Below are 26,032 nucleotides of genomic sequence, written 5' to 3' on the forward strand. Positions count from 1 at the left end.
AACCTATAAATTTTAATAAAAGGTATTGCTTTTTGTTTTTAATCATTGTATATTAATACATGTCCTTCAGAACATGTGAGTAACGACTTAAAAGAAATTAAAAAAAGTTGTTGACAACTTAACTGAAGCGAGATATACTAATAAAGTCGTCAAAAACAAAACGACGCAATGAACATTGAAAACTGAACATGCAAAACGTTAAGACATATAGCATCAACAAGCTTCGGCTTGATTGACGCAAAACAATTTTTGACATCATTTAATGATGATGCCAGCAAAACAAAATGAGCTTTTTAAGTTCTCTATTATGGAGAGTTTGATCCTGGCTCAGGACGAACGCTGGCGGCGTGCCTAATACATGCAAGTCGAGCGGATGATGAAGAAGCTTGCTTCTTCTGATTTAGCGGCGGACGGGTGAGTAACACGTGGGCAACCTGCCCTGTAGATTGGGATAACTCCGGGAAACCGGGGCTAATACCGAATAATCCATTACCTCACATGAGGAAATGTTAAAAGACGGTCTCGGCTGTCACTACAGGATGGGCCCGCGGCGCATTAGCTAGTTGGTGAGGTAACGGCTCACCAAGGCGACGATGCGTAGCCGACCTGAGAGGGTGATCGGCCACACTGGGACTGAGACACGGCCCAGACTCCTACGGGAGGCAGCAGTAGGGAATCTTCCACAATGGACGAAAGTCTGATGGAGCAACGCCGCGTGAGTGAAGAAGGTTTTCGGATCGTAAAACTCTGTTGTGAGGGAAGAACAAGTACGAGAGTAACTGCTCGTACCTTGACGGTACCTCATTAGAAAGCCACGGCTAACTACGTGCCAGCAGCCGCGGTAATACGTAGGTGGCAAGCGTTGTCCGGAATTATTGGGCGTAAAGCGCGCGCAGGCGGTCCTTTAAGTCTGATGTGAAAGCCCACGGCTCAACCGTGGAGGGTCATTGGAAACTGGGGGACTTGAGTACAGAAGAGGAAAGCGGAATTCCAAGTGTAGCGGTGAAATGCGTAGAGATTTGGAGGAACACCAGTGGCGAAGGCGGCTTTCTGGTCTGTAACTGACGCTGAGGCGCGAAAGCGTGGGGAGCAAACAGGATTAGATACCCTGGTAGTCCACGCCGTAAACGATGAGTGCTAAGTGTTAGGGGGTTTCCGCCCCTTAGTGCTGCAGCTAACGCATTAAGCACTCCGCCTGGGGAGTACGGTCGCAAGACTGAAACTCAAAGGAATTGACGGGGGCCCGCACAAGCGGTGGAGCATGTGGTTTAATTCGAAGCAACGCGAAGAACCTTACCAGGTCTTGACATCCCGCTGACCGGCCTAGAGATAGGCTTTTCCCTTCGGGGACAGCGGTGACAGGTGGTGCATGGTTGTCGTCAGCTCGTGTCGTGAGATGTTGGGTTAAGTCCCGCAACGAGCGCAACCCTTGATCTTAGTTGCCAGCATTCAGTTGGGCACTCTAAGGTGACTGCCGGTGATAAACCGGAGGAAGGTGGGGATGACGTCAAATCATCATGCCCCTTATGACCTGGGCTACACACGTGCTACAATGGACGGTACAGAGGGTCGCAACCCCGCGAGGGTGAGCAAATCCCATAAAACCGTTCTCAGTTCGGATTGTAGGCTGCAACTCGCCTACATGAAGCCGGAATCGCTAGTAATCGTGGATCAGCATGCCACGGTGAATACGTTCCCGGGCCTTGTACACACCGCCCGTCACACCACGAGAGTTTGTAACACCCGAAGTCGGTGGGGTAACCCTTTTGGGAGCCAGCCGCCGAAGGTGGGACAGATGATTGGGGTGAAGTCGTAACAAGGTAGCCGTATCGGAAGGTGCGGCTGGATCACCTCCTTTCTAAGGATATATTCGGAATACAGATTTTTATCTGTATCTTAACGTTTTGCAGTTCAGTTTTGAATGTTCATTCTATATGAGCATTTAAAGCTTTTTAACTTGTTCTTTGAAAACTGGATAAAACGACATCAAAAAAAGAAACAAACGCAAGATATTCAAATTGTGATCACTTACGTGATTGCAAGTGTAGTACTTTTAACTTTTAGGTTAAGTTAATAAGGGCGCACGGTGGATGCCTTGGCACTAGGAGTCGATGAAGGACGGCACTAACACCGATATGCTTCGGGGAGCTGTAAGTGAGCTTCGATCCGAAGATTTCCGAATGGGGAAACCCACTGCCCGTAATGGGGCAGTACATTTGCGTGAATACATAGCGCATCTGAGACACACCCAGGGAACTGAAACATCTAAGTACCTGGAGGAAGAGAAAGAAAATTCGATTCCCTGAGTAGCGGCGAGCGAAACGGGAAGAGCCCAAACCAAGAGGCTTGCCTCTTGGGGTTGTAGGACACTCTATACGGAGTTACAAAAGAATGAGCTAGACGAAGCGACCTGGAAAGGTCCGCAGGATAGGGTAAAAGCCCCGTAGTCAAAAGTTCATTCCCTCCAGAGTGTATCCTGAGTACGGCGGAACACGTGAAATTCCGTCGGAATCCGGGAGGACCATCTCCCAAGGCTAAATACTACCTAGTGACCGATAGTGAACCAGTACCGTGAGGGAAAGGTGAAAAGCACCCCGGAAGGGGAGTGAAATAGACCCTGAAACCGTGTGCCTACAAATAGTCAAAGCCCGTTAACGGGTGATGGCGTGCCTTTTGTAGAATGAACCGGCGAGTTACGATTACATGCGAGGTTAAGTTGAGAAGACGGAGCCGCAGCGAAAGCGAGTCTGAATAGGGCGAATGAGTATGTGGTCGTAGACCCGAAACCAGGTGATCTACCCATGTCCAGGATGAAGGTGAGGTAACACTTACTGGAGGTCCGAACCCACGCACGTTGAAAAGTGCGGGGATGAGGTGTGGGTAGCGGAGAAATTCCAATCGAACCTGGAGATAGCTGGTTCTCTCCGAAATAGCTTTAGGGCTAGCCTCAAACGTTAGAATCTTGGAGGTAGAGCACTGTTTGGACTAGGGGCCCATCCCGGGTTACCGAATTCAGACAAACTCCGAATGCCAATGATTTATGTTTGGGAGTCAGACTGCGAGTGATAAGATCCGTAGTCAAGAGGGAAACAGCCCAGACCACCAGCTAAGGTCCCAAAGTATTTGTTAAGTGGAAAAGGATGTGGCGTTGCTTAGACAACCAGGATGTTGGCTTAGAAGCAGCCATCATTTAAAGAGTGCGTAATAGCTCACTGGTCGAGTGACGCTGCGCCGAAAATGTATCGGGGCTAAACAAATCACCGAAGCTGTGGATTGATACCTTTGGTATCAGTGGTAGGAGAGCGTTCTAAGGGCGTTGAAGTCAGACCGGAAGGACTGGTGGAGCGCTTAGAAGTGAGAATGCCGGTATGAGTAGCGAAAGATGGGTGAGAATCCCATCCACCGTATGACTAAGGTTTCCTGAGGAAGGCTCGTCCGCTCAGGGTTAGTCGGGACCTAAGTCGAGGCCGATAGGCGTAGACGATGGACAACAGGTTGATATTCCTGTACCACCACCCCACCGTTTGAGTGATGGGGGGACGCAGTAGGATAGGGTAAGCGTGCTGTTGGTTATGCACGTCCAAGCAGTGAGGTGTGAGTGTAGGCAAATCCGCACTCTGTAACATTGAGCTGTGATGGCAAGGACGTATGTCCGGAGTTCCTGATTTCACACTGCCAAGAAAAGCCTCTAACGAGGTGGGAGGTGCCCGTACCGCAAACCGACACAGGTAGTCGAGGAGAGAATCCTAAGGTGAGCGAGAGAACTCTCGTTAAGGAACTCGGCAAAATGACCCCGTAACTTCGGGAGAAGGGGTGCTCTTTTGGGTGAATAGCCTAGAAGAGCCGCAGTGAATAGGCCCAGGCGACTGTTTAGCAAAAACACAGGTCTCTGCAAAACCGTAAGGTGAAGTATAGGGGCTGACGCCTGCCCGGTGCTGGAAGGTTAAGAGGAGTGCTTAGCGCAAGCGAAGGTGCGAATTGAAGCCCCAGTAAACGGCGGCCGTAACTATAACGGTCCTAAGGTAGCGAAATTCCTTGTCGGGTAAGTTCCGACCCGCACGAAAGGCGTAACGATCTGGGCACTGTCTCAACGAGAGACTCGGTGAAATTATAGTACCTGTGAAGATGCAGGTTACCCGCGACAGGACGGAAAGACCCCGTGGAGCTTTACTGTAGCTTGATATTGAATTTTGGTGCAACTTGTACAGGATAGGTAGGAGCCTTAGAGCCCGGAGCGCCAGCTTCGGAGGAGGCGTCGGTGGGATACTACCCTGGTTGTATTGAAATTCTAACCCATACCCGTAACCCGGGTAGGAGACAGTGTCAGGCGGGCAGTTTGACTGGGGCGGTCGCCTCCTAAAGTGTAACGGAGGCGCCCAAAGGTTCCCTCAGAATGGTTGGAAATCATTCGAAGAGTGTAAAGGCAGAAGGGAGCTTGACTGCGAGACCTACAAGTCGAGCAGGGTCGAAAGACGGGCTTAGTGATCCGGTGGTTCCGCATGGAAGGGCCATCGCTCAACGGATAAAAGCTACCCCGGGGATAACAGGCTTATCTCCCCCAAGAGTCCACATCGACGGGGAGGTTTGGCACCTCGATGTCGGCTCATCGCATCCTGGGGCTGTAGTCGGTCCCAAGGGTTGGGCTGTTCGCCCATTAAAGCGGTACGCGAGCTGGGTTCAGAACGTCGTGAGACAGTTCGGTCCCTATCCGTCGTGGGCGTAGGAAATTTGAGAGGAGCTGTCCTTAGTACGAGAGGACCGGGATGGACACACCGCTGGTGTACCAGTTGTTCTGCCAAGGGCATCGCTGGGTAGCTATGTGTGGACGGGATAAGTGCTGAAAGCATCTAAGCACGAAGCCCCCCTCAAGATGAGATTTCCCATTACGCAAGTAAGTAAGATCCCTCAAAGACGATGAGGTAGATAGGTTCGGGGTGGAAGCGTGGCGACACGTGCAGCTGACGAATACTAATCGATCGAGGACTTAACCAAATTGTTTGTTTCTAAGATGTCAGTTTATTCAGTTTTGAAAGAATAAATTTTTATTTAAAAAAAGCTTGTAATAATCTACATAGTTGATATAATAAAACTTGTCTTTCAATTATTATTCAAGTCTAGTGATGATGGCGAAGAGGTCACACCCGTTCCCATACCGAACACGGAAGTTAAGCTCTTCAGCGCCGATGGTAGTTGGGGGTCTCCCCCTGCAAGAGTAGGACGTCGCTGGGCTTGCAATAAAAATACATAATAACATTTTAATACCCAGGAGGATTAGCTCAGCTGGGAGAGCATCTGCCTTACAAGCAGAGGGTCGGCGGTTCGAGCCCGTCATCCTCCACCATTACTTACTCCTGCCGGAGTAGCTCAACTGGTAGAGCAACTGACTTGTAATCAGTAGGTTGAGGGTTCAAGTCCTTTCTCCGGCACCATTTTCCGAGCCATTAGCTCAGTTGGTAGAGCATCTGACTTTTAATCAGAGGGTCGAAGGTTCGAGTCCTTCATGGCTCATTCACTTTTGTGAAATAAATATGCGGGTGTGGCGGAACTGGCAGACGCACTAGACTTAGGATCTAGCGCCGCAAGGCGTGGGGGTTCGACTCCCTTCACCCGCACCATTTAATTTAATAACCGAGCGGAAGTAGTTCAGTGGTAGAACACCACCTTGCCAAGGTGGGGGTCGCGAGTTCGAACCTCGTCTTCCGCTCCAAAGATTCACTAAAGTGCCGGGGTGGCGGAACTGGCAGACGCACAGGACTTAAAATCCTGCGGTAGGTGACTACCGTACCGGTTCGATTCCGGTCCTCGGCACCACTTTTAAGTAACATTAGCGCCCGTAGCTCAATTGGATAGAGCGTCTGACTACGGATCAGAAGGTTGTGGGTTCGACTCCTGCCGGGCGCGCCAATATATATACGGGAAGTAGCTCAGCTTGGTAGAGCACTTGGTTTGGGACCAAGGGGTCGCAGGTTCGAATCCTGTCTTCCCGACCAGTTATTAATAAAAATTTGGGGCCTTAGCTCAGCTGGGAGAGCGCCTGCCTTGCACGCAGGAGGTCAGCGGTTCGATCCCGCTAGGCTCCACCAAATATAAAATTTTCTTTTAAAGTTCCTGGCGGCGTAGCTCAGCTGGCTAGAGCATTCGGTTCATACCCGAAAGGTCGTGGGTTCGACTCCCTCTGCCGCCATCTTAAGGACCTTTAGCTCAGTTGGTTAGAGCAGACGGCTCATAACCGTCCGGTCGCAGGTTCGAGTCCTGCAAGGTCCACCAACATAATTTTTCGGAGGAATACCCAAGTCTGGCTGAAGGGATCGGTCTTGAAAACCGACAGGCGGGTCATACCGCGCGGGGGTTCGAATCCCTCTTCCTCCTCCATCTTATTGTTAGTGGGAAATATACATACCAAGTAATTGAATGAAAAGTTGATTTAAATTTCAACTACTCTTATTGTCGCGGGGTGGAGCAAATCGCTTCACGAAGAAAGCGATTAACGTCGACGCAAGCGAAGCGTGGAAGACGTAAAACTCACTAAATGCGCAGTTGATTTAAATTTCAACTACTCTTATTGTCGCGGGGTGGAGCAGTTCGGTAGCTCGTCGGGCTCATAACCCGAAGGTCACAGGTTCAAATCCTGTCCCCGCAACCAAATGGTCCCGTGGTGTAGCGGTTAACATGCCTGCCTGTCACGCAGGAGATCGCCGGTTCGATCCCGGTCGGGACCGCCATTTATTATTCAATATGTTAGAGATTTAGGATAAGCAAGCAAATCGAGGAAGCAATCGAACGAAAGAAGGAGCGTACTAAAGTACGTGACTGAATGAGTGAGTGAAGCTGACAAAGAGTTGTGCTGCTTAGCGTAAATCGAAGAGGCTCAGTAGCTCAGTCGGTAGAGCAAAGGACTGAAAATCCTTGTGTCGGCGGTTCGATTCCGTCCTGAGCCACCATTTATCACGCGGGTGTAGTTTAGTGGTAAAACCTCAGCCTTCCAAGCTGATGATGAGAGTTCGATTCTCTTCACCCGCTCCAATTAATGGGCCTATAGCTCAGCTGGTTAGAGCGCACGCCTGATAAGCGTGAGGTCGATGGTTCGAGTCCATTTAGGCCCACCATTATTCCGAAGTAGCTCAGTGGTAGAGCAATCGGCTGTTAACCGATTGGTCGTAGGTTCGAGTCCTACCTTCGGAGCCATATATATGGGGAAGTACTCAAGTGGCTGAAGAGGCGCCCCTGCTAAGGGTGTAGGTCGGGCAACCGGCGCGAGGGTTCAAATCCCTCCTTCTCCGCCATATATAAGGCCCCTTGGTCAAGCGGTTAAGACACCGCCCTTTCACGGCGGTAACACGGGTTCGAATCCCGTAGGGGTCATAACTGTAAAAAGGCAATCACTTCGGTGGTTGTCTTTTTTTATTGTGCCTTTATGATATGTAAGGATTGTTATAACATTGTAAATCCAGGCGGGAAGAAGTATCAAGAAAAGTGAATCTATGCTGCACTTATTTGTGAATTTCCTTTCAAATATTGTTAGCAGAACGATTACACTAAAGTGATCAATAATAGCATTTGGGCATTATCTTCATGTGAAAAGATTTACTTCTAAAAGTTCTTCCACCGACCGATTATTGAAGAGAACCAACCGATTATTTTGCCTAACCGACCGATTATTAAACAAAACCGTCCGATTCTAAAGAAACTATGCGAAATCAATTATTTGGTTAGACTTTTCTTTCTTCGTTTACACTTCTGCAACCTCTAACTTAAACTTCACAAATAAAAAAGCCAGGAAGAGTTAACTTCCTGACTGACCCATCATAGTAAAAATCCTATTAACAAGCCAATACCTAAAAGAAATACGAAAATGGTATTCGTAAGTGCGGTGTTTTTCATTGCTAATCCGACTTCGAGGTGATTCTCTTTAGATTTAAATAGTTTTATAGCATCTATTGGTTTCTTTGCACTTAGTAAGACTAGCAAAGCCCAAGGTGTAAGAATCTGAAGTATTACTAATAAGATGATCCATACATAAGAAACGATAAAAAATAGGGCTAACACATTAATAGCATTGTCTCTACCTATTAAGATAGCCATTGTTTTTCTACCGCCTTTTGTATCCTCTACAATATCTCGAATATTATTAGAAAGCATAATAGCAGCGACAAGCAAAGTGCTAGGGATAGATAGGAACAAGGCAAAGTTTGGTATAGAACCTACCTGAATGTATGTAGCAATTAAAACAATAAACATTCCCATAACCACACCACTGAATAGTTCTCCAAACGGTGTATAAGCTATTGGGTAAGGTCCACCAGTATATAAGTATCCAATGAGCATACAAACGGCTCCAACGATCAATAAAAGCCAAGATGATTGGGAACAAATATAAATACCTAACAGTGCGGCTAGGACGTATAGTACTAAGGCTAATTGAAGCACTGTCTTTGGTTTAACACCATTGCGGACTATCGCGCCACCAATGCCGATAGATTCTTCACTATCTAGACCTCTTTCAAAGTCGTAGTACTCATTAAACATATTCGTAGCAGCTTGTATAAACAAGCACGCAATGAGCATTGCTAAGAATAAAGGCCAATCAATATTTACGTAATAAAGGGCAATCATTGTACCTAAAAAGACAGGCGCAAACGAAGCGGTTAACGTGTGTGGTCTTGTTAACTTCCACCATATACGCCAGCCTTTATCAGCTTGTAGTTCTTGTGACATATAAATTTCTCTCCTTTTAAAGAATCAACTTCAATTTTAGCATACATTTGTAGCTAAATGTGTGCCGAAACGTGGAGAAAGTTGTATGATAAAGGGTAGAGTAATAAAACATGAATTTAAATTAGCAGGTAATTTATACGGAGGTCATATATATGCCGAACACCACCGGGCAAAATAAATCAACATTACGTTTTTATACCGAAACAATAGAAGTATCTAGAATGTCTGCTCATGCTTTTTTTGAAGCTGGGGAGGATTACTATAAAGGGAAACGATTCTTTTGGCAGAACAAAGAGAAAACGTTCACATTGGTTGGACTTGGACACGCCTATATACTGTCTAATGATTTAGAGAAAAATAGATACAGCGATATAGCTCAAAAATGGGACGACCTTTGTGCTTGTTCATTAATAGAGAAAGCAGATGTGTCTCCAATTCTATTTGGTGGATTCTCTTTCGATCCTTCAAACAATATATCATCGGAATGGAATAGCTTCCCGTCTAGTTTTTTTGCCGTGGCTACATTTCAATTAGTTATACAGGACGATCAGGCTTTTGTAAGTATTCATCATATTACAGAGGAAGAGGACAGCTCTGCTGCTTTTGAGCGCTTACGTATAGAAAGAGATACTTTAATCCATACAGCTCAAGTGAAAGAACTGAAGGTCCATAAAAAGCCACAGCTTCTTCAACGAGAAGATAGATTAAAGGAAGAATACTTATCAGCGGTTGAAACTGTAACGGAAAGAATTCGTAATAAGGAAGTAAACAAGGTAGTTATTGGGCGCTCCCTAAAGTTAACCTTTGATGATATCTTTTCACCATCTACAGCAATTTACAATGCATCGATGGAGCAACCTGAAAGTTATTTATTTGGTCTTGAGAAAGAAGACAAGACTTTCTTTGGGGCGACTCCAGAGAGATTAGTAAAATTGGAAAATGGCAAGGTTGAATCTGCTGGTTTGGCTGGATCCGTTCGAAGAGGAAAAGACCAAGTGGAAGATAAGAAGCTTGGAGATGCGCTATTATCGGATAATAAAAACTTAATGGAACATGAATATGTTGTTCAGATGATTAGAAAAGTATTTGAGCAGTATTGTGAGCAGGTTAAGATTCCAGCTAGACCAAAGCTTATGAAAATAAGAGATATTCAGCATTTATTTACACCTATAGAGGGGAAAATTAAAGGAAGCTCTTCTCTTTTCGAGTTTGTGGAAGCTATGCATCCGACACCAGCACTTGGTGGTGAACCTCGACAAGAGGCCATTGAGATTATTAGAGAATCTGAACAAATGAACCGTGGTTATTATGCCGCTCCAATCGGCTGGGTGAATGCCGAGGGAGATGGAGAGTTTGCGGTAGGTATTCGTTCTGCTCTCATAGAAAACCAATACGCGTACTTATATGCTGGGGGCGGTTTAGTTTCAGAATCTACCTCTTTTGAAGAGTTTGAAGAAACGAGAGTCAAATTCCGACCAATGCTTCGAACTTTGGGAGGAAATATGAATGACTAACGCGAGCTTTCTAACATCTTATGTAAATCGATTTGTAGAAACTATTAGACAAGCGGGCATAGAGGATATCGTACTATGCCCAGGATCTAGATCCACTCCTTTAGCATATGGTTTTGCAAAATCCACAGGCTTTAACTTATATAGACAAATTGATGAGCGTTCTGCTGGATATTTTGCTTTAGGAATTGCCAAAGCGAAAAAGAACCCTGTAGTTCTATTGTGTACTTCAGGTACTGCTGCTGCGAATTTCTTTCCGGCGATAGTGGAAGCATATTATGCAAGAATACCATTACTTATTGTGACAGCGGATCGCCCACATGAACTTAGAGAGGTTGGCGCTCCTCAAGCGATAGACCAAATACATCTATTTGGTAAGCATGTCAAATGGTCGGTCGATTTTCCCTTACCTGAGGAAAGAGAAGAAAGTCTCGCGTTTATAGAGAGACATATTCATCGTGCAGCTTCTTCTACTAGGAGTGCACCGATGGGACCAGTTCATATCAACGTGCCGTTTCGGGAGCCATTATTGTTAGAAATGGATCGACCTGCTTCCGTGCCTCAAATGCAGCAAACAGAATTAGGGAAGCTTGTGCCAAGTAAAGAATGCATCAATTGGTATACTCAGTTAATAACAGACACAGAGAAGGGACTTATTATTGCAGGGGATTCCTTAAACTCAACAGTAGGTTTCTGGGAGTTTGTGAAAGCTATACAATGGCCAGTACTAGCGGATCCATTATCTACACTTAGAAGTAATGTACCTATGGATTGTATGCATTTGTGTATAGACCAATATGACGCAATTTTAAAAAGTGAACTGTTTATGCAATCAGCTATCCCTGAAGTAGTAATTCGTTTTGGTGCCCAGCCGGTTTCTAAGCCGCTCATGAAGTTTCTAGAGGCAAACCCTCCTAAAACCTTTATAGCTGTGGATGAAAGTCCAATATTTAGAGATTCTCTTCATGTTGTAACTCATCACTTACAAGTAAATCCGTCATCTCTTTGGTTGCAGGTAGAAGAAAAACAATCTTCTGGCTATCTAGAAAATTGGTCTAAGGCAAATGATATAGCAACGAATCATATTAAGACGTATATTTCAGAGCAAACAGATGAAGGTGCGTTAGCGGGAACGTTATTTGAGGTGCTTCCAGACAAAACTGATTTAATAGCTAGTAGCAGTATGCCTATACGTGATGTAGACACCTTTTTCAATAAAACCTCTAAGGATGTCCATGTATATGCCAATAGAGGTACAAACGGAATTGATGGAGTGGTATCAACAGCTTTAGGTATTCAAGCAGCAACTAAAAGACCTGGCTATCTATTAATCGGGGATCTGGCATTTCTCCATGATGTAAATGGATTAATTGTTACTCGTTTTAGCGAAACAGATCTAACCATTGTTATTATGAATAATGATGGAGGAGGCATATTCTCTTACTTGCCACAATCTACGGAAACTAATTACTTTGAGCATTTGTTCGGGACACCTACAGGGCTTGAGTTTTCAGCTATTGCGACTATGTACGATGCTCAATACGATGTAGTACATACTAAGGCAGATTTTCAAGCTGTCTTAAGTAAGGATAAAACGAAGAATATTCGTATGATTGAAGTTCGTACGGATAGACAGAACAATACAGAAACTCATCGAAAGCTTTGGGCAGCAATCACTAAGGAGCTGGATGTCACTTGGAAAGCTTAATAACCGTTAGGTCAATTCAGATGAAAGTTAAAAGGTACAATACAGGTGCCAAGAAGAAGGCAGTCTTTCTGCATGGATTTACTGGATCTAGTAGGACATGGGAGGAAGTTATCGCTTCTCTAGATCCTTCTATTGAATTGCTAACCATTGATTTAATTGGCCACGGGGAAAGTGATAAGCCTGAAAATGCTAGCCGTTACTTTGCTCAGGAGCAGGTGGAGGATCTCCATGCACTAATCCAACAGATAGGCTGGGATCATTTTACGCTTATAGGGTATTCTATGGGTGGTAGATTGGCACTTGCCTATGCAAGTAAGTATGAGGTCGACTGTTTAATACTAGAAAGCAGTTCTCCAGGCTTAAAGGATGAGGAAGCTCGTATACAAAGAAAATCAGCGGATAGCAGGCTGGCTGAAAAAATTCTAGTAGACGGTGTCCTTGCGTTTACAGATCACTGGGAGCAGATTCCTTTGTTTGATTCGCAAAAGAGTTTATCACTGAAGAAGCAACAACAGATAAGAGAAGAGCGAATGTCTCAAACAGCAATAGGCTTGTCGAATAGCTTGAAGGGATTTAGCACTGGAGTGCAGCCTTCCTTATGGGATAAACTGGGCTCTCTTGAATTTCCAGTGATCATGTTAACGGGAGAGCTAGATAAGAAGTTCTGTGAAATTGCTAAAAAGATGTTAACGTTATTACCAAATGCTGACTGGAAAATAATAAATGGTGTGGGCCATGCAATTCATGTGGAAAATCCCAAATTGTTTGCTACAATAGTAGAGGATATAATTTTGAAGGAGGATGTAAGATGACTCGTGAATGGACAACATTACATACATATGAAGACATTAAATATGAATTCTATAATGGAATTGCTAAAGTAACGATTAATCGCCCAGAAGTGCGAAATGCTTTCCGTCCTAAAACAGTGATGGAAATGATCGATGCATTTTCTCGTGCTCGCGATGACAAAAATGTTGGTGTAATTATTCTAACTGGAGAAGGCGAAAAAGCTTTCTGTTCAGGCGGAGACCAAAAGGTTCGAGGTCATGGTGGATACGTAGGAGAGGATGAAATTCCTCGTCTAAACGTATTAGACCTACAACGTTTAATCCGTGTAATTCCTAAGCCAGTTGTAGCTATGGTAGCTGGATATGCAATTGGTGGAGGTCATGTATTACACGTAGTTTGTGACTTAACAATCGCTGCGGACAATGCTATTTTTGGACAAACTGGTCCAAACGTAGGCTCCTTTGATGCTGGATATGGTTCAGGCTATTTAGCTCGTATCATTGGTCATAAGAAAGCACGTGAAATTTGGTACCTATGCCGTCAATATGATGCAAAACAAGCGTTAGATATGGGCTTAGTTAACACTGTTGTTCCTTATGAGCAATTAGAGGACGAGACTGTTCAATGGTGTGAGGAAATGCTAGAAAAGAGCCCAACCGCACTTCGTTTCTTAAAAGCAGCTATGAATGCTGATACAGATGGACTTGCTGGTCTTCAACAATTAGCTGGAGATGCAACACTTCTTTATTACACAACTGAGGAAGCTAAAGAAGGTCGCGATGCGTTTAAAGAAAAACGTAAACCAGACTTCGGTCAATTCCCACGTTTCCCGTGATTTAGTAAGATATTTTATGATTTCTCTAAGCTGTCCTTTAAGGGCAGCTTTTTTTAAAAGATAGAAATGCATTTGCTTGTGCTTTACTTAATAAAGGAGTTGTTTATTATGTACCCTAATCTCTTGGTTAAACGAGCAAGTCTTACGCCAAATAGATTAGCTATCATATTTGAAGACCAACAATGGACATTCTCACAATTACAGCAGGAGGCAATAGACTTTGCCGAGAAGCTACATAAATTAGGTGTTAACAAAGGGATGAGAATTGCCATATTGGCGTCGTCCAGCCCACAGCTAGTGACAGTTTTACATGGCTGCATGCAATTAGGCTGTGAGCTAGTCATGCTTAATGAACGTTTAACAGAGGACGAGCTGATTTATCAATTAAATGATAGTCAGTCTGACGTATTATTAGTCGATCGGTTAGATAGAAGCTTAATGTATGGTAACCGGATATCCTTTAATCAGGTTACAGGAGCCTCAAACAAGCGATTTCAAATAGACGCTGAATGGCCAAAGGATAGAACAATCACTATTATGTACACATCTGGTACGACAGGGAAGCCAAAGGGTGTTCGACAAACACTAGAAAATCATGTGATGAGTGCAATGGGATCTGCTTTAAATTTAGGTGTTCAGCCTAATGATTGCTGGTTATGCGCAATGCCTTTGTTTCATATTAGCGGATTTTCTATTCTAATGCGTTCCGTTCTATATGGTATGACAGTCAGCCTCCATACAAAGTTTGATGCAAATAAGTCTATAGAGGAAATTTTAAATGGAACAGTTACTAGAATGTCTGTTGTTGCTGTAACGTTAGAAAGATTGATTAGTGTGTTAGAGGAACGGAATCAAACATTCCCGGATACTTTCCAATCTATGCTAGTCGGTGGAGGGCCTGTTCCTCTCCATTACTTGGAGCGAGCGATTAAATGTAAGATACCTGTTTTACAGACATATGGTATGACGGAAACGTCCTCACAAACTACGACATTGTCTAGTGAGGATGCTATTCGTAAGCTAGGCTCAGCAGGAAAGCCACTATTTTTCGCAGAAATACGTATTTCAGGAGAAAAGGAGATAGGAGAAATTTTTATTAAAGGACCACATGTTACGAAGGGTTATATTGGAGCAGCAGCTTCCACGGATCCACAGGATGATGGGTGGCTCCATACGGGAGATATGGGTTATATAGATGACGAAGGTTATTTATACGTCGTCGACCGTAGATCAGATTTAATCATTTCGGGTGGGGAAAATATTTATCCTGCTGAAGTGGAGCAGGCCATAGTTAAGCATAGGGCTGTAAAAGAAGCCGGAGTAACTGGTATTCAGGATGATAAATGGGGGCACGTACCGATTGCCTTTGTTGTGTTGAAGAGCGAGGTTACCGAAGAAGAATTAAAATCATTTATGAAACCCCAGCTTGCTACATATAAACAGCCTGTCCGTTATTATTTTATCGAGGAGCTACCTAGAAATGCTTCCAATAAAATTTTAAGAAGAAAGCTTCATGAATATTTATAAAGCCGAGAGAACAGCTTTCTCGGCTTTTTTTACGGGTTATTCTTTTGCTATGAGGAGGGGAAACGTATGAGAATTCAAATTATAGGCGGATCTGGAACGGGGAAGAGTACATTAGGTGAATATTTTGCACACCGAGAGCAAATAAAATGGATCGATACCGATTCCTATCTGTGGAAGGACGATACGTTTCTAGAAAATAATCCAATTGAAATAAGAAGAGAAATGTATCAGCGAGATATCAGTTCTAATAAGTGTTATGTAGTCTCGGGCTCTATTTTTTCATGGCATCCAGATGGCTTTTCCGATCTGGAACTTTTAGTCTTTCTGTCTTTACCGGAGAATGAAAGAATGGACCGCATAAGAAAAAGAGAAATTTCCCGTAAAACTGGTAAACAATCGTGGCTAGACGAGCATGGATTATATACGAATGACTTTATAGAATGGTGCAAAACCTACTTAACGGAAACCGATAAAAGTCAAGGAGGGACATATGTGGCACAGCGCTATGAAATGGAATTATCACAAAGTCCCATCCTCCAGCTAGACAGCTCTAAAGAAGTCGAAGCGTTATACGATGAAATAAAACAGTACTTACGGATTAACTTAAATAGACTTTCATAACAAGAAGTGGATGGCAATAAAATAGGAATCGGTCGGTTCTGCCACAAAATCGGTCGGTTCCATCGAATAATCGGTCGGTTCTCCAATAAAATCGGTAGGTCACATCGAATAATCGGTCGGTCACACCAATAATATCAGTAGAGCAACTAATATAGGTGACTCTTCATAATAAAAGAAACGCGAGAATGTCGTTATATCAACATTCTCGCGTTTCTAACTAGAAAAGTGTTCTAATTTAAAGCCGTTTTTAAAGTTTCTAGATTTTTTTGCATTAAAGTAAAGTAGGTTTCTTCATTTGCTATATCCTCTTTAGAAAGGACACCTAGATTGTGGAGCACTAGACTTTCTGCTCCAATTTCTTTTTGAATGACTTCTGTTAGCTTAGAGTTTACGTTTTGTTCAAAAAGAATATACTCTACATTTTTCTCTTTAGCCATATCAATGATCTTAGTTAGCTCCTTTTGAGAAGGCTCCTGCTGAGAGTTTAAGCCCGCAATAGCAATTTGTTCTAGGCCATATGTGTCAGCTAAATAACCAAATGCTGCATGGGAAACAAAAAACGTTTTAGATGATGCAGCGTGAGACATTTCTTCAAAGTCAGTATCTAATTGTTGAAGCTCGCTAACAAGTGCTTGATAGTTCTCTTCAAATAATTTTTCATTTTCTGGAGAAACTTCGACTAGCTTGTTTTTTACTGTTAAAGCTAGATCTTGACTGATTTTTGGAGAAATCCATACGTGTGGATCCGTATCTCCGTGGTCATGGCCTTCATGTCCATCTCCATTTTCTTCCGAATCATGATTATGTTCGTCTGCTTCTGCAGAATCTTCCTCATGACCTTCGTGATCATGTTCATCTGTACCTTCCTTATCGTGGTGATCATGTTCATCCTCGTTCACTTCTAAAGCACTGTCTGGCACGCCATCAATTACGGCTACCATTTCTACATTTTCCTCAGCTAAAGTCTTTTTTGCATTTTCCACAAATCCTTCTAGTCCTAAACCGATGTAAAAGAATAAATCAGCATCAGCCAGAGCAATCATATCCTTTTGTGTAGGTTCAAATGTATGCTCATTGGCACCTGGTGGATAAATAGATTGGACCTTTACTTCATTTCCTCCAATTCGTTCTGTGAAATATTGGAGCGGATAAACAGTTGTATATATATCTAATTGGCCACCTTCTGCTGTGGTTGCTTCTTCTTGCTGCCCACAAGCAGCGATGAATAAAATAGACGATAATATGCATAATAGGATAATACGTTTCAATTTTATCAACCTTTCTAAATAGTAATGATTACGTTTTATGTATTAAGAACTTTATTAGCTTACAATATTATGTTCAAAAAGGCAAGAAAAAATAGCCTTTGAGTTATTTTTTCTTCAAAGGCCATTCTTCTGGTACTGGGTCAAATCCACCTTCATGAAATGGATGACATTTAGATATACGTTTAACCGTTAGGTAGCTACCTTTTATAGCACCATGTTTTTCTACAGCCTCCACTCCATAGTGAGAGCATGTTGGATAGAAGCGGCAGCTAGGTGGAGACAATGGTGATATAAATTTTTGATAAAAGCGAAAAATACTTAATAGGATTCGCTTCATGCGTCTGTATCCTTCGGTTTAGGGTCAATAGCATGAACATTTTCTTTTGTTGCTAATTTATATAGAAAGGTAAAACCAACAATACTGAATATAATTGCTATACCTAAGATCCAAAATACCATATTAGCTCACTCCATTTTAATGTCTTATGTTTATTGTAAGAAAATAAGAGGTATATGAAAAGAGAAAGCAACTATAATTCTAGAGGAGAGTGTCAAAATTATGTCAGCAGCATTAAATAAAGAACTAAATAATCTAGTAGCAACATTTTCAGTCATGTATACAAAATTACATAATTTTCATTGGTATGTAAAAGGACCACAATTCTTTACATTACATGCAAAGTTTGAAGAACTATACAACGAAACAACTTTAAATATGGATGAAATAGCAGAACGCTTATTAACTTTAGGAGGAAAGCCAACTGCTACGTTAAAAGAGCATCTAGAGCTTTCGGACGTGAAGGAAGCAAACAATAAAGAAACTGCTGAGGAAATGGTAGAAGCAGTTGTGAAAGACTATGATAAAATTATGAAATCCTTGAAAAAAGGGATGGAAGAGGCAGCTAAGGACGAGGATGATATGACAGAGGACATTCTAAATGCGATCTATCAAAAAATTGAGAAACACCAATGGATGTTAAATGCCTTTTTAGGGGATTCCAATAAATAATGGAATAAATGAACTTTATGTCGATAATAAGCTTGTAAGGGGGAATTATTTTGGATATTAACTCCATCATGTCTTCTCAGCTAGCACAGCTACAACAAACAGTTCAAATGAGTGTTATGAAAAATGCACTTAATATGGAAACTGTAGCAGCAGTGGAAATGCTAGAGAGTATGCCTCAACCTGCTACACATCCTTTTAAAGGAACAGTAGTAGACGTACAAGCGTAAGAGAAAAACATGCACCTTATATGGTGCATGTTTTTTTGTTTTGGGAACATACTACACGAAAAGGATGTGTGATATGACAGAAATTAAAGCTTACGTTTCGTTGAGTCAACGGAAAGTATACTTGTATCCAGATGAATCGCCATGGGAATATGAAATAACAGCAAGGCAGGATATTATCCCAGTTTTTGAAACTTTGTTTTATCAACTGTATCACAAAGACATGAATACCTTTTGGAGAGCCCATGTGCCATTAAAGTATTATAGTAATGATTTTTCTAATGAAGAATACGACAACCGAATCAAGAAGCTATATGCTCTAATCCACGAGTTTAGTGACAGAGAATCTCAAGCATTTATTGAACAGCTTCCATTTTTTAAAGAAAGTAGGCATCTGTAATGACTAAAAATGTTAATGGTAAAGGTAACGATACAACTACTTACCGCAATGCAAGCTCCCTTTTAAATCTTTCTCCACAAGATAAGGCAAAGGTTAACGCTGGCCAAAACAGTCAAGAAGGCGGCAAAAATTATAAACAACAGGAGCAAGAAAAGTGGGAAGGTTAAGACTTGGTGCATTGCCAAGTCTTTTTTCTTATGATAAATTAGAAATAATTAGGAGGTTATATGGTTAAACAGCTGATTTTACTAATTGGACCTACTATCATGATCATTTTAGGTCTTGTCCTTATAAAGAATATAGCCATTACATTTTTGCTCTTCTATGGCTGGTTACTGGTTGTTCCAATCCTAGTAAGCTATAGAAGGAAATCACGTACTCGTTTAATATTCCCTCAACCGAAGTACTCGATGACTGTGGGGATTATAAGCGGATTTATTTGCTTAATAGCTATTTATAGTTTTGCCTACTTGCTTCAATCGATAGCTATAGATCAAGAAGGCTTGGAAGTAGCTCTTGTCCAATGGGATTTTACAGGAGCGAAAGTAATTTTCCTTGTACTTTTCCTTATTTTCATTAACCCTATATTAGAAGAGTTTTATTGGAGAAGGTTTATGTATGACCGATTACTACATCGACTTGGATCAAAGCTTACAATTATTATAACGGCATTTTTTTATGCCCTATATCATTTTGTAGTGGTCATGCCTATTTTCCATATACCTGTTTTCGCTACCTTGATGGTTTTCCTTGCAGGAATTATGTGGGGCATTTTTCGCTCAAGATTTCATACTATTGTTCCATCCATTGTCAGTCATAGTATAGCGGATTTAGGAATCATGCTTGTTTACTTGTTTATTATTATTTAGACTCCTGGTTTAGTTTTATGCTAAACCTTTTTTTATTTGCCTATGATAAACTTTTAAAGTAAATATAAGTCAAACAGCAACATCAAGCAATGAAATACAAGGGAGCGTACATATATGATTTCTTTTAATGATTTAAATGGATATAGGGTGGATCTTAGTTTTGAAAAAGGTAACTTTTCAATAGTGCCTCAGCATGTGCTCATTTTAGCACAGAAAAATCATAAATGGTTATTAACTAACCATCCTAAAAGAGGAATAGAGTTTCCAGGTGGTAAAAAAGAGGTATATGAAACTATAGAGGAAGCTGCTATCCGAGAAACTTTAGAAGAAACGAATGTAGCAGTATACCGATTAGAATGGTTTGCCGAATATGTAGTTCATGATGTGAAACCATTTTGTAAGGCGGTATTTATAGCAGAGGTGAAGGATATACATACAGAGGCAGTACAGTATGAAACAGATGGAGCAGTCTGGCTCACGTCAAAGGAGCTAAAATCTTGTCCTAACTTAAGCTTTCATATGAAGGACAAAGGAATGGAAGTCATTCTTAAGAAGGTGATGATTTATGAAGAAAGATGGAACGATTGATAGAATTCGTGTATATCCATCTCCAAATCCGAATGTGCATTTAAAAGAAATTACATACTGGTCCTGTGGCTTACGGATAAAAGGAATGCTAGCATATCCGATCAAAGAGGGAATTTATGATGGAATGCTGTATTGCAGAGGAGGGATCCAAGGGGTTGGCATGGTTCGCCCTGCACGAATTGCTCAATTTGCTTCTCAAGGACTTGTTATCTTTGCCCCTTATTATCGTGGAAATCGTGGCGGAGAAGGAAGAGATGAGTTTGGTGGCGAGGATCGATGGGATGCCGTTTATGCGGTGGATGTATTAAAACAATTTTGCAACCCCGACAAAGTCCATCTTTTTGCCTTTTCTAGGGGTGGCATGATGGCCTTATGGACAGCTGTTATAAGGGAAGACATCAGCTCGCTTGTTTCCTGGGCTGGAGTATCTGATATTTATCTCACATATGAGGAAAGACTGGATATGCGAAGAATGATGAAGCGCGTAATAGGTGGAACTCCTTCCAACCGTGAGGAAGAATATGAGGGAAGAAATGTATTAAATCAAATCGAAGAAATTCATGCACCTGTGTTAATCATTCATGGGAGAGAAGATGTGAATGTATCAATTGAGCATGCAAAAGTGTTAGAACAGGCTTTAATAGGGTATAACAAAATTGTAGAGACATGGTATTATCCAGACTTCACACATTACTTTCCTTCGAAGGTAAATCGACAAGTAGTGAAGGACGTGTGTATATGGATGAAAAAACATGGAGGAGGCAAATAAGTGGGTCAGTTAGTTGTTAAAGTAGAGTCAATGAGTTTAGAGGAGAAGACGGTGTTCCCAACAGATTTAAGTTTTTGGGAGGACTTATGGGATCAGTATACGAATGAGTATTCGGAAGTAGTGATACATTGCTGGGCTGAAGAAGAGGAAGTAGTCAATGAGCTTTCTGAAAAAAGCTTTGAGGCACTGAATGAAGGGTTAATGAAGGTTTTTACCGTAAATTTAACCGATGAGAACAGATTATTTTTCCGAAATTATTCTCAAGATCCAATCGGGGGACTGAAATGGTTCACCATGTTTTTCAACACAAATGGGGAAGAACAATTAGAGATTGGACAATATGGAGCTGAAATCATTTTTTCAAACGTAGATGAAGAAAAGGCTGAAGAGATAAAAGCAATATTCCCAATTTCAACTGAAATGGAATATCATGACGACTTTGAGGAATAGTATTCCTTTATATATGGGGAGAGGTAATGGACTTAGTCTGTTACCTCTTATTATTTTGTCAGTTTATTACAGATTCGTGGCATCGTTTAATTTTCATTGAATAACGAATGTAATTGCTGCAAAACTTGCTCATTCTCATTGTAATAAACATCATTTATTTGTGTAGTAGAAAAGGAAAGTGTTAAAATTTCCTCTTCAAAAAGGCTTACATTATATAGATAACCAACTTGCCCATCTTGGTTTGTAGAAGGCTCAAATACGATGTTTTTTAAACTATCAAGCCAAGAGTTTATAATTGATTGATCTGTAATTTCTTTAAGTTCTCCATTACCGTGTCTAATCTCTATTTTGGATACTTCTGATAAGTCTCCTGAGTAAATTTCCTCAAAAGTCATAGGTTCAAGCTTGGAACAGCCTGTGATGACTAATATCAGCACCATTGCGAATATTCCTAAGCAGAGTTTTTTCAATCGAATTCTCCTATCTCTTAACAACCTCTGTTCCTGCCAGAATATCATACAAAGACTGTTTTTTCTTAGTAAAAATGGCGGTCAAAATATATGCAAACATAAGTATATAAATCAGTCCACCAATCAGGTAGTAGGAGAATGGTATTTCGCCATCACCTATATAAACAAGTCGATAAACAAGGTAATGTGACAACTCCCATGGTAAAAATTTTAGGACGGTTCGAAAAGTTGTTCGCAATAGTGATATTGCTTCTCCGTTTTTATTAACCACTTGTATCCCAGTTTTTCTTTTTCCAATAGACTGCCCTCCAATAGGTGAGTCAAAAACTATAAAATATAGCGACACTGGAAAAGTTACCATTAAAAAACCTGTAACCTGAGCCACTATTAAAGAACCATTGAAAAACGCTTGTAAAGATGGGAACAGGAATACATTGATCACAAAGAGAAGGGCTAAATAAACTAATATAAAAATGTAATCAATCATGAAGGCCTTAAAACGGAGTAGAAAGGTAGCATTCATCCTCATTAACATAACCTCTTTCATATGGAGTTGTACGTATGATAAAGACGAATGACATTCACATTTTAATTTAAATAGTAAGGGTCAAATAGAAGTATTTAGTGTCGTGTAATAAACGACTTAAATCAAATGACGCTTTAAAGGCAATATACACAGCAATGCCTACAAAAATAGTTATCATTGCACTGCCATCTTTAAGCATCTTTCTATTTTTTTTATAAAGGATAAGCGTTGTTATAGTAACAATTAATAAATATGATAACGATGTAATAAGTTTTGCTAATACTAATTTACTGTCAATCACAGCATGCATAAATTTTAATAAATCTTCTTTATTGGCAGTACTCTCTTCGATAATAGTTATATTTTCTTTGTATCCTATCTGCCATAAATAATTATTCTGTTCTTTTATTACAGTGTATTCATAACCTGAAACTTTTCCCTCACTAATAACCCCCAAATATTCCTGTTTGTCTTCTTCACTTTGAGAACAAGCAGATAGGATTAAGGTGATGCAAAATAACATTAGAAACAACCATTTTTTCATTTTTGCTACTCCCATCTTTCGTGAAATTTTAAGAGATTAGTATTGTTAAAGGTTAGGGTTGATTTTTGATGAAAAGTAATTTTAGGTCAGAGAGTAAAATTGATTTCCGCACCAGCCGGACGCTTTCCTCGGGGTGAGCGATAAGCCATCACCCATCGCTTAAGCGCGTGGTTGTGATGTCTTATCTGTCTCACTCATCCCGTAGGAGTCGCCGTCTGGCGCTCCAATCAATAAACGGAACAGCTTTAGATCAATAAAGCGCTAATAAATTTACTCGCATAACCAAAGCTAAGAAACTGTCACCAACCCCAATTTGATCATCTATTTACGTTATTAATACCATTTGAAAGTTCCTTTGTTTATGTTTACTGTCACTATAAAAAAGAATTGTTAGTCAAAATCAACCAATAACTTTAATAAAGCTTATCTAATTTAATGACTATGGAAAATATTCTAGTTAAATATGTAGTGCTTAGGTTTAAGATCGGAGTCCAAGCATAAGCGATCCAGGAGAGGGGATTTCCTAGGAAATAGTTAGGCTGAGTATAGAGGGAAATTAGCTTAAACGGCATATATTACAACAATAAAATCTCTATTTAAAAACAGGAAAATGCTCAAATTTGAGCGTTTTTTAATTAGTAGCGAGACTGGATACAGCGCTAAAAGAGATGCTCCATACAATTAGAATAAAAGATGTTGTCATCCAAAATGTATTTTTAGTAGTAGATTCTTCGTTCTTTACTTTTTTTATTATTTCTACTAGGTTAAGACAAAAAATAATAGCTAATATCGGCATTAAAACAGCTCCAAAAATAACAAGGAGTATAAACATAGATTAATTTCACCTCCAAATTAATTACAATCTTAAATACATTCTAGCATAATTTTCTTTTGTTTATAAAAATTTCCAATCGATGAAATACATCAAAACGGCACTGTGTTTTTCGTTGTTTTCTCTCCAACTACAAACCCATTAGACCATTTATAACATTTTTGTATCAAAAAAAGCTCCGCCAATTTTACATTCAGAGTAAAATTGACAGAGCTTTTTGTTTTTAGAAGTAGGCTTTATTGTATTAGCTTCTTAAGTTTAAAATGTATTAAGCAGTAGGACCGCCTTTTAATGAGATCTCTTCAGAGACAGTTCCAAACTTTTTGAAGTTTTCGCGGAAGGATTGAGCTAGCTCAGACGCTTTTTGATCATAAGCGGCTTTATTTTCCCATGCGTTACGAGGGATTAATACCTCAGAAGGAACTCCGTCAATGCTAGTAGGAATATCTAATCCAAATACTGCATCTTTAGTTGTTTCTACGTCAGTTAATTTACCTTCGATTGCAGCACGAACCATCGTACGCGTGTAAGAAAGCTTCATGCGGCTTCCTACACCATATTCTCCACCAGTCCAGCCAGTGTTTACTAAGAATACTTGAGCACCATGCTCATCGATTTTCTTCCCAAGCATTTCAGCGTACACAGTTGCATGTAATGGTAGGAATGGAGAACCGAAGCATGTTGAGAATGCAGGTTGTGGAGAAGTAATTCCACGCTCTGTACCAGCAAGCTTAGAAGTGAATCCACTCAAGAAGTGATACATTGCTTGCTCTTTAGTAAGCTTGCTGATTGGAGGTAACACTCCAAATGCATCTGCAGTTAAGAAGATGATTGTGTTTGGATGACCAGCAACAGATGGATCAACAATATTATCTATATATTGAATTGGATAAGCTGCACGAGTATTTTCAGTTAATGAGCTATCCGTATAATCAGCAGTACGAGTAGTAGGGTCTACAACTACGTTTTCTAAAACTGTACCAAATTTGATAGCGTCAAAAATTTGTGGTTCATTTTCTCTTGTTAGGTCGATACATTTTGCATAGCAGCCGCCTTCGATATTAAATACGCCATTATCAGACCAGCCGTGCTCATCATCACCAATTAGTTTTCTTCCAGCATCAGCAGATAATGTAGTTTTTCCAGTACCTGATAGACCGAAGAATAATGTTACATCACCTTTTTCTCCAACGTTAGCAGAGCAGTGCATAGGCAAAATATTTTGTTCAGGCAATAAATAGTTCATAATAGAGAATATAGACTTTTTCATTTCTCCTGCGTATTCCGTACCACCGATTAAAACGATGCGTTTTTCCATGGATACAATGATAAATGTTTCTGAATTAGTTCCGTCAACAGCAGGATTTGCTTTGAAGTTCGGAGCACTAATGACAGTGAAGTCTGCTTTATGAGATATTAACTCCTCTTCAGAAGGACGAATGAATAATTGGTGAGCAAACAGGTTATGCCAAGCGTATTCGTTGATTACTTGGATGCTTAAACGTGAATCCTTGTCTGCACCAGCGTATCCTTTAAAGACGAATAGTTCATTTTTTTCCTTTAAATAGTTCATAACTTTTGAATATAATGCTTCAAAGTGCGAAGATGAGATAGGTTGGTTTACAGATCCCCAATCGATTTTGTCTTTTGAGATAGGTTCCTCAACTATATACTTGTCTTTTGGAGAACGTCCTGTATATTTGCCCGTCTCTGCTTTAACAGCTCCAGTGGAAGTTAGTACTGCTTCTCCTCTTGACGTAGCTTTTTCCACTAATTGTGGTACTGATAATTGCAGGCTAATATTATTACCAGCTAACAATTCGTTCAGTTCGCTCACAGTATCGATTGAATTCATATAGTATTACCATCCTTTATTAAAGTTTTTAGCTCTTCACGGAAACATCATAAAGAGGATTTTTCGTTGATATGTGAAATAGTATAACACATTAAACTAAATAGTCTACACTAATTAAAGCTCAAAAAATGATTTTTTTTTGTAATTGTGAATAAATAACAAATTTACCTGTTGACTTATTTTGCTAATATACGTATGATGGTGAATTGAACGGATACTCTTATTCCGAGCGTGTGGAGGGGTTCAGGCCCTATGAAACCCGGCAACCTGTAATTATACTTACGTTACAAAGGTGCCAAACCTGATACAAGGTGAAATTCCTTGATTGATAAGAGTGAAAGGTGTTTATGATATTAATCCCTTTCCTCATGTAACTACGTGAGTGAGAGGTTTTTTTATATTACATCGCCCTAAATCCTTGTGTGCCAAGTCCGAAACGGCTTCAAGTTTACTATAGGCTTGACATGGGAATGAGTACCGTATCAATTCCTGAGAGAAATCTCGCAGGACATAGGAGGG

The 26,032-nt window shown here is 40.9% G+C and carries 23 protein-coding genes, 20 tRNA genes, 3 rRNA genes and 1 riboswitch; of the genes, 37 read left to right on the plus strand and 9 right to left on the minus strand.

The genetic code is table 11. The features are described 5' to 3' along the window. Positions 1 to 304: 304 nt before the first annotated feature. The 23 genes from MKY09_RS05940 (at position 305) to MKY09_RS06050 (ending at position 7,362) form a co-directional block, all read left to right on the plus strand. Positions 305 to 1,858, plus strand: a 16S ribosomal RNA gene (locus MKY09_RS05940). Positions 1,859 to 2,063: 205 nt separating this feature from the next. After that, positions 2,064 to 4,992, plus strand: a 23S ribosomal RNA gene (locus tag MKY09_RS05945). A 121-nt stretch (positions 4,993 to 5,113) separates the two neighbouring features. Continuing rightward, positions 5,114 to 5,229: ribosomal RNA gene (gene rrf, locus MKY09_RS05950) — 5S ribosomal RNA — on the plus strand. The 16S, 23S and 5S rRNA genes sit together here with 20 tRNA genes alongside, the layout of an rRNA operon. Positions 5,230 to 5,265: 36 nt before the next feature. Then, positions 5,266 to 5,341, plus strand: a tRNA-Val gene (locus MKY09_RS05955). 12 nt (positions 5,342 to 5,353) lie between these two features. After that, a tRNA-Thr gene (locus tag MKY09_RS05960) sits at positions 5,354 to 5,429 on the plus strand. A gap of 6 nt (positions 5,430 to 5,435) precedes the next feature. Beyond that, positions 5,436 to 5,508: transfer RNA gene (locus MKY09_RS05965), tRNA-Lys, on the plus strand. Between the two features lie 22 nt (positions 5,509 to 5,530). Further along, positions 5,531 to 5,615: transfer RNA gene (locus tag MKY09_RS05970), tRNA-Leu, on the plus strand. A 17-nt stretch (positions 5,616 to 5,632) separates the two neighbouring features. Beyond that, positions 5,633 to 5,707: transfer RNA gene (locus MKY09_RS05975), tRNA-Gly, on the plus strand. A 15-nt stretch (positions 5,708 to 5,722) separates the two neighbouring features. Beyond that, a tRNA-Leu gene (locus MKY09_RS05980) sits at positions 5,723 to 5,811 on the plus strand. A 16-nt stretch (positions 5,812 to 5,827) separates the two neighbouring features. Then, positions 5,828 to 5,904: transfer RNA gene (locus MKY09_RS05985), tRNA-Arg, on the plus strand. 9 nt (positions 5,905 to 5,913) lie between these two features. Continuing rightward, positions 5,914 to 5,990, plus strand: a tRNA-Pro gene (locus MKY09_RS05990). Positions 5,991 to 6,007: 17 nt separating this feature from the next. After that, positions 6,008 to 6,083 (plus strand) — tRNA-Ala (locus MKY09_RS05995). Positions 6,084 to 6,110: 27 nt separating this feature from the next. Then, positions 6,111 to 6,184 (plus strand) — tRNA-Met (locus tag MKY09_RS06000). A 6-nt stretch (positions 6,185 to 6,190) separates the two neighbouring features. Continuing rightward, positions 6,191 to 6,267 (plus strand) — tRNA-Ile (locus tag MKY09_RS06005). Positions 6,268 to 6,279: 12 nt separating this feature from the next. Beyond that, positions 6,280 to 6,372: transfer RNA gene (locus MKY09_RS06010), tRNA-Ser, on the plus strand. A gap of 194 nt (positions 6,373 to 6,566) precedes the next feature. Further along, positions 6,567 to 6,643, plus strand: a tRNA-Met gene (locus MKY09_RS06015). Positions 6,644 to 6,646: 3 nt separating this feature from the next. After that, positions 6,647 to 6,722, plus strand: a tRNA-Asp gene (locus MKY09_RS06020). 143 nt (positions 6,723 to 6,865) lie between these two features. Next, positions 6,866 to 6,941, plus strand: a tRNA-Phe gene (locus MKY09_RS06025). A gap of 8 nt (positions 6,942 to 6,949) precedes the next feature. Beyond that, positions 6,950 to 7,023, plus strand: a tRNA-Gly gene (locus MKY09_RS06030). A gap of 6 nt (positions 7,024 to 7,029) precedes the next feature. Continuing rightward, positions 7,030 to 7,106: transfer RNA gene (locus MKY09_RS06035), tRNA-Ile, on the plus strand. A gap of 4 nt (positions 7,107 to 7,110) precedes the next feature. Further along, positions 7,111 to 7,185 (plus strand) — tRNA-Asn (locus MKY09_RS06040). Between the two features lie 7 nt (positions 7,186 to 7,192). After that, a tRNA-Ser gene (locus tag MKY09_RS06045) sits at positions 7,193 to 7,283 on the plus strand. Positions 7,284 to 7,290: 7 nt separating this feature from the next. After that, a tRNA-Glu gene (locus tag MKY09_RS06050) sits at positions 7,291 to 7,362 on the plus strand. Positions 7,363 to 7,803: 441 nt separating this feature from the next. Here the strand turns inward: MKY09_RS06050 and MKY09_RS06055 are convergent. After that, positions 7,804 to 8,715: a 1,4-dihydroxy-2-naphthoate polyprenyltransferase gene (locus MKY09_RS06055; RefSeq protein WP_251557222.1), complete on the minus strand. Its 912-nt coding sequence runs from the start codon at positions 8,713 to 8,715 to the stop codon at positions 7,804 to 7,806. A 152-nt stretch (positions 8,716 to 8,867) separates the two neighbouring features. On the opposite strand from MKY09_RS06055, the gene MKY09_RS06060 reads away from it, so the two are divergent. The 6 genes from MKY09_RS06060 (at position 8,868) to MKY09_RS06085 (ending at position 15,709) form a co-directional block, all read left to right on the plus strand. After that, complete coding sequence (locus tag MKY09_RS06060) at positions 8,868 to 10,229, plus strand: isochorismate synthase (RefSeq protein ID WP_251557224.1); 1,362 nt, start codon at positions 8,868 to 8,870, stop codon at positions 10,227 to 10,229. Continuing rightward, the gene (gene menD / locus MKY09_RS06065; protein ID WP_342567848.1) at positions 10,222 to 11,934 is read left to right on the plus strand and encodes a 2-succinyl-5-enolpyruvyl-6-hydroxy-3-cyclohexene-1-carboxylic-acid synthase; all 1,713 of its coding nucleotides are present in this window, start codon (positions 10,222 to 10,224) and stop codon (positions 11,932 to 11,934) included. Before MKY09_RS06060 ends, menD begins: the two co-directional genes overlap by 8 nt. Further along, on the plus strand, positions 11,922 to 12,746 hold the full coding sequence (gene menH, locus MKY09_RS06070; protein ID WP_342567849.1) for a 2-succinyl-6-hydroxy-2,4-cyclohexadiene-1-carboxylate synthase: 825 nt from the start codon (positions 11,922 to 11,924) through the stop codon (positions 12,744 to 12,746). The genes menD and menH overlap by 13 nt, the downstream gene beginning before the upstream one ends. Beyond that, on the plus strand, positions 12,743 to 13,561 hold the full coding sequence (gene menB, locus MKY09_RS06075) for a 1,4-dihydroxy-2-naphthoyl-CoA synthase (protein WP_169359968.1): 819 nt from the start codon (positions 12,743 to 12,745) through the stop codon (positions 13,559 to 13,561). Before menH ends, menB begins: the two co-directional genes overlap by 4 nt. Positions 13,562 to 13,669: 108 nt before the next feature. Then, positions 13,670 to 15,088 (plus strand): o-succinylbenzoate--CoA ligase, encoded by a 1,419-nt coding sequence (locus MKY09_RS06080; protein ID WP_342567850.1) that lies wholly within the window; start codon positions 13,670 to 13,672, stop codon positions 15,086 to 15,088. A gap of 66 nt (positions 15,089 to 15,154) precedes the next feature. Next, positions 15,155 to 15,709, plus strand: a complete 555-nt coding sequence (locus MKY09_RS06085; RefSeq protein WP_298469645.1) for an AAA family ATPase — start codon at positions 15,155 to 15,157, stop codon at positions 15,707 to 15,709. A gap of 230 nt (positions 15,710 to 15,939) precedes the next feature. On the opposite strand, the gene MKY09_RS06090 is transcribed toward MKY09_RS06085, so the two are convergent. The 3 genes from MKY09_RS06090 to MKY09_RS06100 all read right to left on the minus strand — a co-directional run bounded on the left by MKY09_RS06090 (position 15,940) and on the right by MKY09_RS06100 (position 17,436). Further along, positions 15,940 to 16,977, minus strand: coding sequence for a zinc ABC transporter substrate-binding protein (locus tag MKY09_RS06090; protein WP_342567851.1), 1,038 nt, complete (start codon positions 16,975 to 16,977; stop codon positions 15,940 to 15,942). Positions 16,978 to 17,080: 103 nt separating this feature from the next. After that, entirely contained in the window at positions 17,081 to 17,314 is a 234-nt protein-coding gene (gene yidD, locus MKY09_RS06095; protein ID WP_169359972.1) for a membrane protein insertion efficiency factor YidD, read from the minus strand. Then, complete coding sequence (locus MKY09_RS06100) at positions 17,311 to 17,436, minus strand: hypothetical protein (protein ID WP_342567852.1); 126 nt, start codon at positions 17,434 to 17,436, stop codon at positions 17,311 to 17,313. The genes yidD and MKY09_RS06100 overlap by 4 nt, the downstream gene beginning before the upstream one ends. 100 nt (positions 17,437 to 17,536) lie before the next feature. Between MKY09_RS06100 and MKY09_RS06105 the strand changes: the two genes are divergently transcribed. From MKY09_RS06105 to MKY09_RS06140, 8 genes are all read left to right on the plus strand, one after another. Next, the gene (locus MKY09_RS06105; RefSeq protein WP_342567853.1) at positions 17,537 to 17,986 is read left to right on the plus strand and encodes a DNA starvation/stationary phase protection protein; all 450 of its coding nucleotides are present in this window, start codon (positions 17,537 to 17,539) and stop codon (positions 17,984 to 17,986) included. A 50-nt stretch (positions 17,987 to 18,036) separates the two neighbouring features. Then, positions 18,037 to 18,213 carry a putative motility protein gene (locus MKY09_RS06110; protein ID WP_169359974.1) on the plus strand — a complete coding sequence of 59 codons (177 nt, stop codon included), beginning with the start codon at positions 18,037 to 18,039 and terminating at the stop codon, positions 18,211 to 18,213. A gap of 73 nt (positions 18,214 to 18,286) precedes the next feature. Continuing rightward, positions 18,287 to 18,610 carry a transposase gene (locus MKY09_RS06115; protein ID WP_342567854.1) on the plus strand — a complete coding sequence of 108 codons (324 nt, stop codon included), beginning with the start codon at positions 18,287 to 18,289 and terminating at the stop codon, positions 18,608 to 18,610. Further along, positions 18,610 to 18,777: a hypothetical protein gene (locus MKY09_RS06120; RefSeq protein ID WP_340882927.1), complete on the plus strand. Its 168-nt coding sequence runs from the start codon at positions 18,610 to 18,612 to the stop codon at positions 18,775 to 18,777. The genes MKY09_RS06115 and MKY09_RS06120 overlap by 1 nt, the downstream gene beginning before the upstream one ends. 60 nt (positions 18,778 to 18,837) lie before the next feature. Then, a complete protein-coding gene (locus MKY09_RS06125) occupies positions 18,838 to 19,479 on the plus strand; it encodes a type II CAAX endopeptidase family protein (RefSeq protein WP_342567855.1) in 642 nt (213 codons plus the stop codon). 114 nt (positions 19,480 to 19,593) lie between these two features. Beyond that, entirely contained in the window at positions 19,594 to 20,067 is a 474-nt protein-coding gene (locus tag MKY09_RS06130; protein ID WP_342567856.1) for an NUDIX domain-containing protein, read from the plus strand. Beyond that, a complete protein-coding gene (locus tag MKY09_RS06135) occupies positions 20,045 to 20,836 on the plus strand; it encodes a prolyl oligopeptidase family serine peptidase (protein WP_342567857.1) in 792 nt (263 codons plus the stop codon). The genes MKY09_RS06130 and MKY09_RS06135 overlap by 23 nt, the downstream gene beginning before the upstream one ends. After that, on the plus strand, positions 20,837 to 21,286 hold the full coding sequence (locus MKY09_RS06140) for a hypothetical protein (protein ID WP_342567858.1): 450 nt from the start codon (positions 20,837 to 20,839) through the stop codon (positions 21,284 to 21,286). Positions 21,287 to 21,372: 86 nt separating this feature from the next. Here MKY09_RS06140 and MKY09_RS06145 read toward each other — a convergent pair whose 3' ends face one another. The 5 genes from MKY09_RS06145 to pckA all read right to left on the minus strand — a co-directional run bounded on the left by MKY09_RS06145 (position 21,373) and on the right by pckA (position 25,513). Further along, positions 21,373 to 21,756 carry a hypothetical protein gene (locus MKY09_RS06145; RefSeq protein ID WP_342567859.1) on the minus strand — a complete coding sequence of 128 codons (384 nt, stop codon included), beginning with the start codon at positions 21,754 to 21,756 and terminating at the stop codon, positions 21,373 to 21,375. Between the two features lie 10 nt (positions 21,757 to 21,766). Further along, positions 21,767 to 22,285: an RDD family protein gene (locus MKY09_RS06150; RefSeq protein WP_342567860.1), complete on the minus strand. Its 519-nt coding sequence runs from the start codon at positions 22,283 to 22,285 to the stop codon at positions 21,767 to 21,769. Between the two features lie 64 nt (positions 22,286 to 22,349). Then, complete coding sequence (locus MKY09_RS06155) at positions 22,350 to 22,826, minus strand: hypothetical protein (protein WP_342567861.1); 477 nt, start codon at positions 22,824 to 22,826, stop codon at positions 22,350 to 22,352. Positions 22,827 to 23,457: 631 nt separating this feature from the next. Beyond that, positions 23,458 to 23,658 carry a hypothetical protein gene (locus MKY09_RS06160; RefSeq protein WP_342567862.1) on the minus strand — a complete coding sequence of 67 codons (201 nt, stop codon included), beginning with the start codon at positions 23,656 to 23,658 and terminating at the stop codon, positions 23,458 to 23,460. A gap of 268 nt (positions 23,659 to 23,926) precedes the next feature. Continuing rightward, positions 23,927 to 25,513 carry a phosphoenolpyruvate carboxykinase (ATP) gene (pckA, locus tag MKY09_RS06165; RefSeq protein WP_342567863.1) on the minus strand — a complete coding sequence of 529 codons (1,587 nt, stop codon included), beginning with the start codon at positions 25,511 to 25,513 and terminating at the stop codon, positions 23,927 to 23,929. 217 nt (positions 25,514 to 25,730) lie between these two features. After that, positions 25,731 to 25,848, plus strand: a riboswitch (SAM riboswitch). Positions 25,849 to 26,032 lie beyond the last annotated feature (184 nt).

Origin of the sequence: Psychrobacillus sp. FSL K6-4046, assembly GCF_038624605.1 — a bacterium.
GTDB lineage: Bacteria > Bacillota > Bacilli > Bacillales_A > Planococcaceae > Psychrobacillus.

What these genes read in the sequence shown, in the direction of transcription:
- pckA (WP_342567863.1), bottom strand. Translation starts at nt 25,513, where the DNA reads ATGAATTCAATCGATACTGTGAGCGAACTGAACGAATTGTTAGCTGGT.
- MKY09_RS06125 (WP_342567855.1), top strand. Translation starts at nt 18,838, where the DNA reads ATGGTTAAACAGCTGATTTTACTAATTGGACCTACTATCATGATCATT.
- MKY09_RS06160 (WP_342567862.1), bottom strand. Translation starts at nt 23,658, where the DNA reads ATGTTTATACTCCTTGTTATTTTTGGAGCTGTTTTAATGCCGATATTA.
- MKY09_RS06055 (WP_251557222.1), bottom strand. Translation starts at nt 8,715, where the DNA reads ATGTCACAAGAACTACAAGCTGATAAAGGCTGGCGTATATGGTGGAAG.
- MKY09_RS06105 (WP_342567853.1), top strand. Translation starts at nt 17,537, where the DNA reads ATGTCAGCAGCATTAAATAAAGAACTAAATAATCTAGTAGCAACATTT.
- MKY09_RS06085 (WP_298469645.1), top strand. Translation starts at nt 15,155, where the DNA reads ATGAGAATTCAAATTATAGGCGGATCTGGAACGGGGAAGAGTACATTA.
- MKY09_RS06155 (WP_342567861.1), bottom strand. Translation starts at nt 22,826, where the DNA reads ATGAAAAAATGGTTGTTTCTAATGTTATTTTGCATCACCTTAATCCTA.
- yidD (WP_169359972.1), bottom strand. Translation starts at nt 17,314, where the DNA reads ATGAAGCGAATCCTATTAAGTATTTTTCGCTTTTATCAAAAATTTATA.
- menD (WP_342567848.1), top strand. Translation starts at nt 10,222, where the DNA reads ATGACTAACGCGAGCTTTCTAACATCTTATGTAAATCGATTTGTAGAA.
- MKY09_RS06150 (WP_342567860.1), bottom strand. Translation starts at nt 22,285, where the DNA reads ATGAGGATGAATGCTACCTTTCTACTCCGTTTTAAGGCCTTCATGATT.
- MKY09_RS06115 (WP_342567854.1), top strand. Translation starts at nt 18,287, where the DNA reads ATGACAGAAATTAAAGCTTACGTTTCGTTGAGTCAACGGAAAGTATAC.
- MKY09_RS06100 (WP_342567852.1), bottom strand. Translation starts at nt 17,436, where the DNA reads ATGGTATTTTGGATCTTAGGTATAGCAATTATATTCAGTATTGTTGGT.
- MKY09_RS06060 (WP_251557224.1), top strand. Translation starts at nt 8,868, where the DNA reads ATGCCGAACACCACCGGGCAAAATAAATCAACATTACGTTTTTATACC.
- MKY09_RS06120 (WP_340882927.1), top strand. Translation starts at nt 18,610, where the DNA reads ATGACTAAAAATGTTAATGGTAAAGGTAACGATACAACTACTTACCGC.
- MKY09_RS06080 (WP_342567850.1), top strand. Translation starts at nt 13,670, where the DNA reads ATGTACCCTAATCTCTTGGTTAAACGAGCAAGTCTTACGCCAAATAGA.
- menB (WP_169359968.1), top strand. Translation starts at nt 12,743, where the DNA reads ATGACTCGTGAATGGACAACATTACATACATATGAAGACATTAAATAT.
- MKY09_RS06130 (WP_342567856.1), top strand. Translation starts at nt 19,594, where the DNA reads ATGATTTCTTTTAATGATTTAAATGGATATAGGGTGGATCTTAGTTTT.
- MKY09_RS06135 (WP_342567857.1), top strand. Translation starts at nt 20,045, where the DNA reads ATGAAGAAAGATGGAACGATTGATAGAATTCGTGTATATCCATCTCCA.